General features: G+C 60.6%; 12 protein-coding genes. 1 reads left to right on the forward strand and 11 read right to left on the reverse strand.

Features of this window, described 5'->3' with window-relative positions; all coding sequences use genetic code 11:
• Nucleotides 1-40: 40 nt before the first annotated feature.
• The 7 genes from Q1A06_RS13665 to Q1A06_RS13695 all read right to left on the reverse strand — a co-directional run bounded on the left by Q1A06_RS13665 (nt 41) and on the right by Q1A06_RS13695 (nt 5843).
• Complete coding sequence (locus Q1A06_RS13665; protein ID WP_299564565.1) at nt 41-508, reverse strand: universal stress protein; 468 nt, start codon at nt 506-508, stop codon at nt 41-43.
• Entirely contained in the window at nt 508-1557 is a 1050-nt protein-coding gene (locus tag Q1A06_RS13670) for a permease (RefSeq protein WP_299564568.1), read from the reverse strand. Before Q1A06_RS13670 ends, Q1A06_RS13665 begins: the two co-directional genes overlap by 1 nt.
• 52 nt (nt 1558-1609) lie before the next feature.
• Nucleotides 1610-1933: a metalloregulator ArsR/SmtB family transcription factor gene (locus Q1A06_RS13675; protein WP_299564571.1), complete on the reverse strand. Its 324-nt coding sequence runs from the start codon at nt 1931-1933 to the stop codon at nt 1610-1612.
• Between the two features lie 339 nt (nt 1934-2272).
• Entirely contained in the window at nt 2273-3733 is a 1461-nt protein-coding gene (locus Q1A06_RS13680) for a hypothetical protein (protein ID WP_299564574.1), read from the reverse strand.
• A complete protein-coding gene (locus Q1A06_RS13685) occupies nt 3730-4491 on the reverse strand; it encodes a class I SAM-dependent methyltransferase (protein ID WP_299564576.1) in 762 nt (253 codons plus the stop codon). The genes Q1A06_RS13680 and Q1A06_RS13685 overlap by 4 nt, the downstream gene beginning before the upstream one ends.
• A 13-nt stretch (nt 4492-4504) precedes the next feature.
• Complete coding sequence (locus Q1A06_RS13690; RefSeq protein WP_299564579.1) at nt 4505-4885, reverse strand: GtrA family protein; 381 nt, start codon at nt 4883-4885, stop codon at nt 4505-4507.
• 7 nt (nt 4886-4892) lie between these two features.
• A complete protein-coding gene (locus Q1A06_RS13695; RefSeq protein ID WP_299564583.1) occupies nt 4893-5843 on the reverse strand; it encodes a glycosyltransferase family 2 protein in 951 nt (316 codons plus the stop codon).
• Nucleotides 5844-6270: 427 nt separating this feature from the next.
• Between Q1A06_RS13695 and xylB the strand changes: the two genes are divergently transcribed.
• Entirely contained in the window at nt 6271-7734 is a 1464-nt protein-coding gene (gene xylB / locus Q1A06_RS13700) for a xylulokinase (RefSeq protein WP_299564586.1), read from the forward strand.
• On the opposite strand, the gene Q1A06_RS13705 is transcribed toward xylB, so the two are convergent.
• From Q1A06_RS13705 to Q1A06_RS13720, 4 genes are all read right to left on the reverse strand, one after another.
• Nucleotides 7735-8823 (reverse strand): cupin domain-containing protein, encoded by a 1089-nt coding sequence (locus Q1A06_RS13705; protein WP_299564589.1) that lies wholly within the window; start codon nt 8821-8823, stop codon nt 7735-7737.
• Nucleotides 8824-8929: 106 nt separating this feature from the next.
• Nucleotides 8930-10036 carry a 3-isopropylmalate dehydrogenase gene (leuB, locus tag Q1A06_RS13710; protein WP_299564592.1) on the reverse strand — a complete coding sequence of 369 codons (1107 nt, stop codon included), beginning with the start codon at nt 10034-10036 and terminating at the stop codon, nt 8930-8932.
• Nucleotides 10037-10089: 53 nt separating this feature from the next.
• Nucleotides 10090-11064, reverse strand: coding sequence for an endonuclease/exonuclease/phosphatase family protein (locus Q1A06_RS13715; protein ID WP_299564595.1), 975 nt, complete (start codon nt 11062-11064; stop codon nt 10090-10092).
• A gap of 17 nt (nt 11065-11081) precedes the next feature.
• The gene (locus Q1A06_RS13720; protein WP_299564597.1) at nt 11082-11909 is read right to left on the reverse strand and encodes a hypothetical protein; all 828 of its coding nucleotides are present in this window, start codon (nt 11907-11909) and stop codon (nt 11082-11084) included.
• Nucleotides 11910-11915 lie beyond the last annotated feature (6 nt).

Here is an 11915-nt window from a genome sequence, read left to right on the forward strand (position 1 = left end):
ACTGAAGGTCCGCTTTCGTCCGGAGTTCCAGATGGGCATTTCAAGGGATCAGCAGTAGTGCTTTGTCAGCAATCTCCTCCACTGTTTTGACGACGGACCTCGTGAAGAGAGTCCGCATTGCCCCATGGGAGCTGCGCCCGAGGACGATGCAGTCGGCTCCGTGCGTGTGCGAGACGCGGGCGATCGTCTGCGCCACATCCCCAGTCTGAACGAGGCGTTCCGTACCTTTCAGGCCCAACTCACGCGCAGATATAACCGCCGCAGCGAGACAGAATTCGGCTTCCTTTCGCAGCAGTGGAAAACTTGACGCGTAGATTCCTTCCAGCTTTGCGTAGTCCTCGATTTCCTTGGAGGCCCGAACCTCCCGTGCAACGGCAAGAAAGGTCAGCTTTGCATTGAGCGCCAGCGCGAGACGCGCAGCTGAAACCGCCGCCCGGCAGGCCGGAGCCGATCCATCGACGCCGACGAGGATGTGCCGGAACGATGCGGTGTGCGACACGGCACCCATCACGCGAGCCAGAGCTGGAACAGCAGCCCCGCCATCATGGACCCGGTGAGCGCGAAAGCGATGTAGAGAGCGAAGACTGCGCGACGCGTCAGCGCCCATACGGCGATGGCCGCCGGAAGCGATGTCACCCCGCCCGCGACGAGGAACGCCAGTCCCGCACCGGGGGCCATTCCCTGATCAACCAGGCCTGAGACGAGCGGCAATGCAGCATAGCCGTTGAGATAGGCCGGCACGCCAACCAGCGTGGCGATTGGGATCGAGACGAAACTGTCCCCGCCAACGGCCTGCGCCACCCATTCGGCCGGAATGAAGGCAATCATCAGACTCTCGAGGACGAAGGCGAGAGAGAGCCACTTGAACAAAAACAGCGAGGTCTTCAAAGCTTCTCGCCCGAACTTCGTGCGCCGTACCTCATCGCGCCAAAACGCCCAGACAGGCGGTTTGGGATTGCGGATACCCGATGCGCCGCAGCCGCCGTTACCCACACCCTCGCGCAGCGGATTGGCGAAAGTCCCCGACCGGGTGAGAATAAGCGTCACGTAACCACCAAACAGGCCCAGCCCGATAGCCGCCAGTGTCTTGGCGATGGCGAACTCCAGACCGAGGACCCCTGCGGTCAACGCAAACATCGACGGGTCGATGACCGGCGAAGCCAGCCAGAACGCCATGACAGCGGAGAGTGGCACACCCATTGCGAGAAGCGCTGCGATCAGTGGGATCACCCCGCAAGAACAGAAAGGCGAAAGACCGCCAAAAGCGGCGGCGATGAGGATCATGACAACTGGCGCACCGGTAAAGGCGCGGGCGATGAGATTGTCGGCACCCGTCGCCCCTGCGTAGGCGGCGAGGCCAATGGAAAGCAGCAGGTAGGGGGCCGTCTGGAGCAGGTTCGCGGCAACAAAGAACAGGCTTTTCTGGCCTTGGGAGGGGTCGAGACCCCAGACGAGAGCCAAGATCGCGGCGGTAGCGAGCCAGACCCACTGACCTGACCATAGACGACGGGCGATTAGGGTTCCTTGTTCGGTAAGTCGTATAGCTGCTTCTGTCATATTATATATCCGGTTATGTAGTTATTTATAAGCAAAGAAATTCGTTCGAATGTCAGGCGGCGTTTTCCTGCACAAGGGATACGCCTTGGCAACACTCGTCTGTCAGAAAGGCGAGTGCAGCATTCATGGCAGTAAAGTCAGCCCGGTTCACGACCTCGCGTCCGCGCCGCTCCTGCACAACGAGGCGTGCCCCGACGAGTGTGCGCAAGTGATGGGCGAGCGTCGAGAGCGGCAACTTCGTATGGCTCGCGATGTCCCCGACCACCAGACCCTCCTCGCCCGCACGCACGAGTAGTCGATAGACGTCGAGCCGGGCTTCATGTCCAAGGGCGGCGAGGGCGCGGGCGGTGATGGCGGAACGGGATGAAACAGTCATAGACAATTTTTATAACTACAAAACTAGTTTTGTCAACAGGGGATCAGCTACGGCGAGGAATTGGTAGAGTGCACCGTTAGACGGCAGGCCTCCGGAACGCCTTCTGCATCGCAGTGGGGTCAGCGGGATGGCTTCTGAGCATTTGAAACGGAGACTAAGGGCTATTGGGTGCGACCCCTTACTGACAAATGCTACGGACGGCGCGAAAGTCTGCTTTTGCGAGGTTAGCAAAAACTGTCGCCAACTCGATAGGTTTGAAACGGGCCTCCTGGAAGCGCGAATGAAGATGAATGGTGCACGTTCCTACAACGATCATTTATTGCTGAGCGCCATCTTCACTTATTCCAGCAGCGTATTAATGCGAACGTCGCCGTCGATGGTCGCAACCTCCACCTTCATGGCAGGAGACAAGCCCGCGGTAGCGCGTGATATTTCGACCTCTGCGCAGGTCTCAGGCGCACTATCACAGAGTACGACCCTCCGCCCATTCAACTGCTCCATGCGAAAGGTCAGCGCCAATTCGGATTGAATATAGCCCGCCCTGGCGCTGCCCAGCGTCATCACATCGCCGGTGACCAAGACAGGACGTGTGCCCTCTGGATCAGCGTCTTCCAATGCTGCACTCAACGCGCGGGTCTCTGCCTGCCATGGGCGATAGATGGTGTATTGGTAAAACGTCAAAAGCAGATAGCTGATGACCACCAGCAGCGAAAGATTGCGCATGATGCGGCCCCCCGGACCAGGGGTTTCGCTGAGAAGGGCCGCTGCGCGTACCACGATCACGGCATAGAACACCCAGGCAAAAATGAACGTGCGCGGTGGGACGAGAACGCCAAGCTTCAGCACTTGGAGCACGATCAGAGCCATACCGGCCCACAGCCCTGCATGCAGATAAAGCGCCTCTTTCGGAGCAATGCGGATCATAACAATCGTGGCTACGAGCAGTATGCCGACGTGAAAATAAGCGGCGGGGATAAAGGAATAGGCCGTCAGAACCATCAGCGTCTTGAATGTTTCACCCAACATGGACAGGTTCGCGATCATACCCGCCATATCGGCGGCAGGCGTCGCATTTCGCCAGGCGTCCAGCGGTACGCCAAATACACCGTGGATCTGCCAGTTAATGGTGTAGGTCAGCAGGACGGCGGCGGCAAAGCTGAGTACGAAAAGCGCCATCAAGAGGCACAGGTCACGTAGTGATCGCTGTTGCGTGCGCATCAGGCACACGGCAAGCAGTATGAGCGGATAGGTTGTGTAGGCCAAGAAGCTGAGGATGACGAACAAGGGTAACAAAGCGCGATGGGTGCGCTGCGATAGCCGACATCCCAATACTGCATAGAGCGTGACGATGGCCAGACCCGGGATCAATGTGTTGAACCACGTCGAAATCAGTGTGGCGGGTGCTGACCCCAGGATGAACAAGGCCAGCACGCTTGCGAACCACGGACGCCCTTCAGGTCCCATTGCAGCAACGGCGAGGGCGGCGGCCAGCACAGCCCAAAGCACCTGATATAGCGCGAAGTTCAGCCATGCAGGCGTTACGACCTCGCGGAGATGCCAAATGTAGTTGAGCCAGCGACCTTCATGCAGGGTTTTGCCCCAGTACAAATGCGCTTCCCCAAAAAGGGCAGGATAATCATCGTGGCGAACGAAGGGGTCGATGAGGTTCGGCAGAGACACCACACAGACTGCCAGCAGTGTGACTATTAGCACCCTCCCGAGGGGTAGTGCTGCGGCGCGGTCGGCCACGTGGTCAGACAGTGGCGAGGCGTATTCTGCAAAACCTACGGAGGATGTCATGCGGTGCCCATCCTGTTGCCCGCGCGCGCTGCGATGATGCTGGCGCGGGTCTGTGCGATGCGCGTTACAGTGCCGCGCGGCAGGTGCGACACGACAGAGCGGCGCAGCTTCCACAGCGCATCGCCGCCATTCTTGACGGGTGTGCCTTCGGGAACCTTATGTTTGGTGATGGCCTGAGGCAAACCCTTGAGGCCCGCCTCATTCACGTAAAGCACCGCATTGTAGCGGTACCAAGGCTCAATTTCGCGATTATTTGAAAGATGCGGGCGGATGCAGTCGTAGGCAGTGTATCCGCGCGCTGAAAACAGATCCTGCCAGAAGGACAGAGGCTGCTCGTTGACGTGAAATTCTCCGCCTTGGCCCGTCACTGCTGCTGAAAACAGCACCCGGTCAGAGGCACGTGTGAGGCTGTCCACCAGCGTTGCCGACGCGGATGTGGGCAGGTGCTCTCCTACTTCGAGGCTCTGCGCCAGATCAAAGCGGCGATCGGTGATGACCGGTGCGGTCAAGTCAGCGGCCATGAATTGTTCACGTCCGATGGCCAACTGATCTCGATTCACATAATCGCCGTCAACAGCGACGACATCGCTTACGCCTGCTTTGCGCCATTCATCCAGCCACACACCGCGCCCGGACCCCAGATCAATCACAGACGCAGGCGTCAATAGAGGCCCCAACACCCCCAGAAAGTGCTGGGCAGAACGACGCGCGCCCTGATCGATGTAATCGAAAAATGTGTCGGAATAGATATGTGTCATGTGAGTTCTGCTTTCAGATTGCACGCTTGGAAAATACCCAGAGCGACATGAGAATGAAGTTCTGTACCGGTAGGATCACCGTGACCGCGAGGGCGGCGATCAAGGGAGGCAGCATGAAGTAGGGGGCAACAATCCCGGTGATCAACGCCGAGGTGGTAAAGCCGCAGGCGATCATGAAGCCAAAGCGCAGCATCTGGCGGAGATCATTCAATTGGCGTTGAAATGTGAACCGCGCCTGTCCGGCATATTGCACCATCACGGCAAGACCGAATGCCAGCGCATTGGCGGCGCTTTGCACGAGCCCCACGTGCAGGAATGCGAGGTAAAGCACCACGTAAAGCAGAGCGATTCCGACGCCTACCAAGGCAAAGGAAAATATGCGGTTGAGCTGCATTACGAGGTCAGACCACTTTGCGCAGCGGGAGCAAATCAGCACTGCGCGTGTCTTCTGACACGAAGTAGAGAGGACGGTTCTTGGCCTCTACGTAGAGGCGTCCGATATATTCGCCCAGGATGCCCAGGGTCAGCAGCTGGACGCCCGAAAAGAGGCTGATCACCAGCACAACCGAGGCCCAGCCCGGAGCCGTTTGGTAGACGATCAGAGAGTGGGCCACGTAGATCATCATCAAGGCGGAAAAGCCGAGGCTGGCAAATGACATACGCGTGGCGAATTTCAAAGGCTTCGTGGAAAACGCGGTCATTGCGTCAACGGCAAAGCGTATCATTTTCCTAAGGGGGTATTTCGTATCGCCCAATTCGCGTGGCGCACGGGCGTATTCGATTCCGATCTGACTAAACCCAGCCCAGGCAAACATGCCCCGTACAAAGCGCGCGCGCTCCGGCATCGACAGGATTGCGTCGAGCGCCTTGCGGCTGACCAACCGGAAGTCACCGGTGTCGCGTGGTATTTCAATGTCGGACATCGCGTTAAGCACGCGGTAGAACACCCAAGCGGTCGCGCGCTTGAACAGCGTCTCGCCCTGCCGCTCGTTGCGCCGCCCATAGACCACATCATAGCCCCGGTCCATCATACCCATCATATCGCCGAGCAACTCCGGAGGATCTTGCAGATCAGCGTCGAGCATAAAGATACGCTCACCCTGGGCGGCCTCAAGCCCGGCAGTTAATGCTATCTGATGGCCGCGATTGGCCGATAGTCTTATGCCACGAAGACAAGGAAAAGTTGCGCGTGCCCTCTCGATCGCTGACCATGTTGCATCCGTGGAGCCGTCATCGACGAGTAAAACCTCGGCGCGATCTCCGTATGGGGCTACCACTTTCGACAAACGCTCCACCAAGACCGGTATTGATGCTTCTTCGTTCATACAGGGCACAACCACGGAGATCAGCATATTGCCTACCTTATTGTTCATTTTCATTTACGGTCATTTTGAGGTTTAGCGACAGAATGTGTCCGCACTATGAGGGAAATTGGACCCGAAACTGTCGGTCGCTGCGCCGACAAAAACTTCCGAAAAACTGCGATTCCCTTTGCCGCTCCTCGGTTCCGCTGGAAGTCGCACCCGTCCGCACGCATGAGCCCTTCCACCCGCTACTTTTTCCGCGCGTCCTGCGTCGTAGGTCCGGTTTGGGTCACAAATGCTTGGCAGTTGGGTCAGCTTTGCTTGACACGGTCTGCGGAGACAATTCAGAAAATTGAACGCATCGGGGCAAGACGCGCGACATTTGACATCCTTCATATTCGCGGTCGCAGGATAGTGGCTTGTACCAGGTCAGGTAATCATCCTAGGTTTTCGTGCGTGAACATGGGACGTCATCATGAGCTTTCTTGGCATTGATCTGGGAACGTCCGGGGTGCGTGTTCTTCTGATGGATGAAGACGGTGCGCCGGTTGCTTCGGCAGAGGCGTCCTGCGGCGTGTCGCATCCCCATCCGGGATGGTCCGAACAGGATCCGGCGGACTGGATCGAGGCGCTGGAGAAGGCCGTCGCGGAGATACGTGATGCATATCCTGACTTTGCGCGGGTGTCCGGCATCGGCGTCGCGGGGCACATGCATGGTGCGACACTTCTGGATTCGCAGGATGCAGTGCTGCGCCCGTGTATTCTGTGGAACGATACGCGAAGCCACGCCTGGGCCGCACGGATGAACAGCGACCCCGCATTCCGAGAGATCACCGGCAATGTCGTATTTCCCGGCTTCACAGCGCCGAAACTTGCCTGGGTACGCCAGCATGAGCCTGAGATTTTCGCGCGCGTCGCCCGCGTTCTGTTGCCAGCGGCTTATCTCAATCACTATCTGACGGGTGAGCATGTGTCTGACCTGTCCGACTGCTCCGGGACGGCCTGGCTCGACGTTGCGGCACGCGACTGGTCCGATCCGTTGCTTGACCGCTGCGGCTTGCGCCGCGCGCAGATGCCACGGCTTGTCGAAGGGACTGCGCGCGCGGGCACGTTGCGGCCCGCTGTGGCGGATCGCTGGGGGCTTGGTTCGCAGGTCTGCGTCGCGGGCGGTGCGGGGGACAATGCGGCGGCGGCCTGCGGGATGGGCGCGCTGCGCGAGGGCAGCGGGTTCGTGTCCCTGGGCACCTCTGGTGTGATCCTGATGGCACGCGATCGGCTGTGCTCCGCGCCGGACTCCGCGCTTCACAGCTTTTGCCACGCAGTGCCCGACACCTGGTACCAGATGAGCGTGATGCTGTCCGCTGCCGACAGCCTGACATGGCTGGCCTCGGTCACGGGGCGCAGCCCTGCCGCCCTGACGGAGGCGCTTGGCGATGCGCTGCGGCCCCCTGGCGACGTCGGGTTTGCACCCTATTTGTCCGGCGAACGGACGCCGCACAATGATTCACGGATCAGGGCCGGGTTTGCGGGGATCAGCACCGCGACCACGCAGGTGGATCTTACCCATGCGGTTCTGGAGGGCGTCTGTTTTGGACTGCGGGACGGATACGAGGCAATCCGCGCCACCGGCGGACGGTTTGAAACGCTTTATGTCATCGGTGGCGGGTCGGCATCGCGCTACTGGTTGCAGATGCTCGCGACAGTTCTGGATACACCGCTGCATGTGCCTCAGGGGCGCGCATTCGGTGCCGCGCTTGGCGCTGCACGGCTGGGGCAGGCGGCGGCGACAGGGCAGCCGGCCGACCGGATCATGCCCGCACCCGCCACGGGCGATGTGATCACGCCGGATGTTGCGTTGCGCGACGCGTACGATGCGGCCTATGCGCGGTTTCGCAGGCTTTATCCCGCTTTCTCTGCGCTTTCCCGCAACGGCGGATGATCAGACCAGCGTTGTCCTAAAATCGCCGCGCAGCGCCACTTCGAGCAGCTCCAGATCTTTGGAGGCGTCGCGGTATTGCGCGACCATGCCCGGCGGGATCACGAAGGCGTCCCCCGCTTGCAGGTCGCGGTCCGGCTGACCATCGGCATGCAGCGTCATGGTGCCGTCCATCACGAAGGTAAAATAGATATCGGCATCGTGGGTAAAGGCTGGTGCATCGCCCTCCGCCCGGCGCACCACTTGAATACCTGCCACGCCCTTCGTCCCCTGGGTGATGCCGGTGTCGCGGGCGACGAAACCCGGCACGTGGAAGGGGTGCCATTCGGCACGGTCCTTGACATGGTGCACGAAGGTCTGGCCGTCCCATTCGCGCGCCGGATCGCCTTTGCCGTTGGGCAGGGTAAACTCATGGTCGATGGTGGTCACATGCTCGGCGGGAACGCCGATCTCGATCACTTCGATGTTGGGGGAGGCTTCGACCACGCGGTGCCGGATGCCAGGAGGCTGGGTGACGCAATCGCCCGCGTGCAGGCGGATCGTGTCGCCCTGGTCTTCGTAGAGCACGTCCACCCAGCCGCGATAGCAGAAGATCAGTTGAAACCCGACGGTGTGGTAATGCACCATGTCGGGCACCGGACCGCCGTCGGGAATGCGGATATGGCTGGCGATGATCGAACCGCCGAGCCGCGAGGGGATCAGATCGCGGTAATGCATGCCCGCGCGCCCGATCACCCAAGGCGCCTCGTCGCGCAGGCGGCGCACGGCGAATTCATGCTGTGTCGTGATCGCGTCGACCTGAGGCGTGCGCGGCACGACGGAGATCCGCGTGCCGTTGGGCGCGGTCATCTCGCGCAGGCCATCCGCAAAGCTGTCGGGATCATCCGTGAGGATGCGCAGATGTCCGGGCGGCACGTCCGCGCCCTTTTCGATGCGCAGGCGCAGGCCGTGGCCGGAAAAGCTGGCCACCGAAGGATCGTCGGCCGGAAATATGTTTTCCAGCCGCATGCCCAACGTCTTGGTAAAGAACGGCAGGTCGTCGCGCAGCTCGTCGGTGGGCAGCAGAAACTCTGCAAGGATGTCTTGGCTCATCGGCAAGGTGCTCCGGATCTTCTGGCCCGATCCTGCACCTGATGAAGCCGGTGCTCAAGGGCCGGCAATGTCGCCCGCCATCCCAAGCGGGGGCAGGCGACAGGTTTCAAAGGGACGCGTCCAGCGCGGCAAGGATGGCGTCGCCCATCTCGGCGGTGGTGATCGGCGTTCCGTCTTCGGGGCCCATCAGATCGGCGGTGCGCGCGCCGTCCGCCAACACCTGCTCCACGGCCTTTTCCAGCCGCGCCGCCTCGTCCCCCTGATCGAAGGAATAGCGCAACGCCATCGCAAAGCTCAGGATGCAGGCGATTGGATTGGCCTTGCCCTGACCCGCAATGTCAGGCGCAGAGCCGTGTACCGGCTCGTACAGCGCCTTGGGGCGGCCATCGGCATTGGGCGCGCCGAGGGACGCAGAAGGCAGCATGCCGAGCGATCCTGTCAGCATCGCCGCGCAATCGCTCAGGATGTCACCGAAGAGGTTGTCCGTGACGATCACGTCGAACTGTTTGGGCGCGCGGACGAGCTGCATCGCGCCGTTGTCGGCGTACATGTGGCTCAGCTCGACGTCAGGGTAATCCTCGTCGTGTACCTTCTGCACCACTTCGCGCCACAGGATGCCGCTTTCCATCACGTTGGCTTTTTCCATGGAACACACTTTATTGCCACGGCGGCGGGCCAGCTCGAACGCCGAGCGCGCCACGCGGTCGATCTCGCTTTCGGTATAACGCTGGGTGTTGATGCCGACACGCTCGTTGCCTTCCTCGAAGATGCCGCGCGGCTCTCCGAAATAGACGCCAGAGGTCAGCTCGCGTACGATCATGATGTCCAGACCCGCCACGACGTCCTTTTTCAGCGATGAGAAATCCGCCAGCGCGTCGAAACATTGCGCCGGGCGCAGGTTGGAGAACAGATCCATCTCTTTGCGCAGACGCAGCAGGCCGCGCTCGGGCTTTACTGAAAAGTCCAGATTGTCGTATTTTGGTCCACCCACGGCCCCCAACAGGACCGCATCCGCCGCCAGCGCCCTGGCCATCGTATCATCGTGCAGGGGCGTGCCGTGTTTGTCATAAGCCGCCCCCCCGACCAGATCATGTTCGACGTCGAAGGCAAGATCGCGCTTGGCGCCGAACCAGTCGATGATGCGTGTGACCTGCCCCATGACTTCGGGGCCGATGCCGTCACCGGCGAGGATCAAAAGGGTGGGGTTTGCCATGTGTCGCTCCTGAAAATAGTTGGTTCAGGGCGTAGCGCGGCGCGCCAGAAGCGTCAAGGATCGCGGCGTTCGAGGTCTGCCCACAGCAGGTCATGGCGGCTGGCCGAAGGGGTGCGGATCGTGCCGAAATTCTCGACCTTCCAGTCGCTTGACGGCAGCAGATAATCAACCCGCAGATCGCCGGGATCGGGATCATCGAAATCCGCCGTCGGCGTGTCCGGGAACGGATCTTGCAACTGCGGATGGGTCAGTAGCGCGCGTATCGCTTCGGGTCGCCCCTGTCCGCGGTCGGGGTCCATGTTGGCCACGCCCAGCAAGACGAAAGGCAGGGCGCTGTCGGCGCGGGCGAGATAGTCGAGCCAGAACGCAGCCTCGTCATGGTTGCGCCGTCCGTTGCGGTCTTCAGCACCGTCGAAAACGGGGGGGGCCGCGTGAAAGGTCATCACCCGCACCGTGCCGTGATCGGGCGTAGCGACCGGTACGATCCAGTGGCCTTTGGATGACAAACGCTGCGCTGCGTGAACTTGCGCACCGCCGAAGGGCGCGCCGTCAACCTGTGGATAGATATTGTCAGGCAGATCGCGCCACAGGAGCGCGGTGTAATCTTCGACCTCGTTTCCCACGATCGGAAAACGCGACAAGATCGCCATCCCCCCTGCGCCGTAGAAGCGGCCATAACCCTGCGCGTCGTCGGCATCGCCCAATCGCCCGTCCGCGTTCAGGTCCAGACCGCTTTGCCTGCCGGCGTTCGTCGGCCGCGTGAAACGGTGCGGATAGGACAGCCCGCGCGCTGCCAGAGTGTCGGCGAAAGCGTTCAACGCAGTGGCGCGCAGGTCAAAATCGAAATCCTGAACCACGATAATATCGGCGTCCGCCTGGATGATCGTATCCTGCACAGCAGTAATCTGCGGGTCGTCGCCGCGCAGGATATCGCGCAGCAACAGGCCCGGACCCTTGCGCGAGGCGTCGGTGTGAAACGTGGCGATCCTCAGCGGCTCGGCCCAAAGCGGCGCACCGGCGAAAACCAATGCGACTGCAACCGCGATCAGGCGGGTTGCATACCCTCTGCGTCGGCATCCGCATATGCGCGGCGACGCTTCTTGTGGATCATGTCTGCGATCTTGCCCATCGCGATGCCGCGCATGATGATGCTTGCCGGAAGAAAGGCCCATGCTGCGATTGTCCAGATCAGAGTTTGCGGATTCTGCAATGTAATCGGGTCTATCAGATCCGCCGCCATCTTGACCACAGCAGGTACGAGGAAAGGCAGCAGGAAGCCAAGCGCGATGTTGATCCGTGCATCGCGGTGCAGCCGGTCCAGCACATCTCCGCCTGCCGTTGGATCGAACAGCGGGAGATTGACCCAGACGTTGAATGCACGCCCCCGCGCGGGCCAGTTCAGTACCCGCACCAGAACGAGGAACGCCGTCATGGCAATTAGCGAAATGACATAGGAAAGCCCGGCGGCGGTACGCACGAAATCGATCGTCTGCTGCGACGCGTTATCGGGCAGCATCAGAACCATCAACCGCACCGGCGAGAACGGGAAATCGATGCTGTTGCCGACGATCGTACCGATCGAGGTGAAGGCTCCGGTCAGAACGGTTGGCTGGGTGAGACCTTTGAGGATCGCGCTGAGCAGGAATACGATGAAAAACAGGGCGAGAAAGCGCAGGCGGTTGAACGGTGCCGCGTCGCGGAATTCGACAATGCTGGGAAAGACGGAGTTGTATTCGACGAAGGTCAGAACAGCCGCAAGCAACGCCGCAAGAAGGACGATCTGAGTCGAATCGCTGGCAAGACCCGGCAACATGAGGGCCGGTGTCATTATCAAAATCGCCACCAGCAGTCCGCGCGCAGCGGCACTGATCATACGTGC

The organism is uncultured Sulfitobacter sp. (genome assembly GCF_947497275.1).
Classification (GTDB): Bacteria; Pseudomonadota; Alphaproteobacteria; order Rhodobacterales; family Rhodobacteraceae; genus Sulfitobacter.

What these genes read in the sequence shown, in the direction of transcription:
- Q1A06_RS13690 (WP_299564579.1), bottom strand. Translation starts at nt 4,885, where the DNA reads ATGCAGCTCAACCGCATATTTTCCTTTGCCTTGGTAGGCGTCGGAATC.
- xylB (WP_299564586.1), top strand. Translation starts at nt 6,271, where the DNA reads ATGAGCTTTCTTGGCATTGATCTGGGAACGTCCGGGGTGCGTGTTCTT.
- Q1A06_RS13705 (WP_299564589.1), bottom strand. Translation starts at nt 8,823, where the DNA reads ATGAGCCAAGACATCCTTGCAGAGTTTCTGCTGCCCACCGACGAGCTG.
- Q1A06_RS13680 (WP_299564574.1), bottom strand. Translation starts at nt 3,733, where the DNA reads ATGACATCCTCCGTAGGTTTTGCAGAATACGCCTCGCCACTGTCTGAC.
- leuB (WP_299564592.1), bottom strand. Translation starts at nt 10,036, where the DNA reads ATGGCAAACCCCACCCTTTTGATCCTCGCCGGTGACGGCATCGGCCCC.
- Q1A06_RS13695 (WP_299564583.1), bottom strand. Translation starts at nt 5,843, where the DNA reads ATGCTGATCTCCGTGGTTGTGCCCTGTATGAACGAAGAAGCATCAATA.
- Q1A06_RS13670 (WP_299564568.1), bottom strand. Translation starts at nt 1,557, where the DNA reads ATGACAGAAGCAGCTATACGACTTACCGAACAAGGAACCCTAATCGCC.
- Q1A06_RS13665 (WP_299564565.1), bottom strand. Translation starts at nt 508, where the DNA reads ATGGGTGCCGTGTCGCACACCGCATCGTTCCGGCACATCCTCGTCGGC.
- Q1A06_RS13685 (WP_299564576.1), bottom strand. Translation starts at nt 4,491, where the DNA reads ATGACACATATCTATTCCGACACATTTTTCGATTACATCGATCAGGGC.
- Q1A06_RS13675 (WP_299564571.1), bottom strand. Translation starts at nt 1,933, where the DNA reads ATGACTGTTTCATCCCGTTCCGCCATCACCGCCCGCGCCCTCGCCGCC.
- Q1A06_RS13720 (WP_299564597.1), bottom strand. Translation starts at nt 11,909, where the DNA reads ATGATCAGTGCCGCTGCGCGCGGACTGCTGGTGGCGATTTTGATAATG.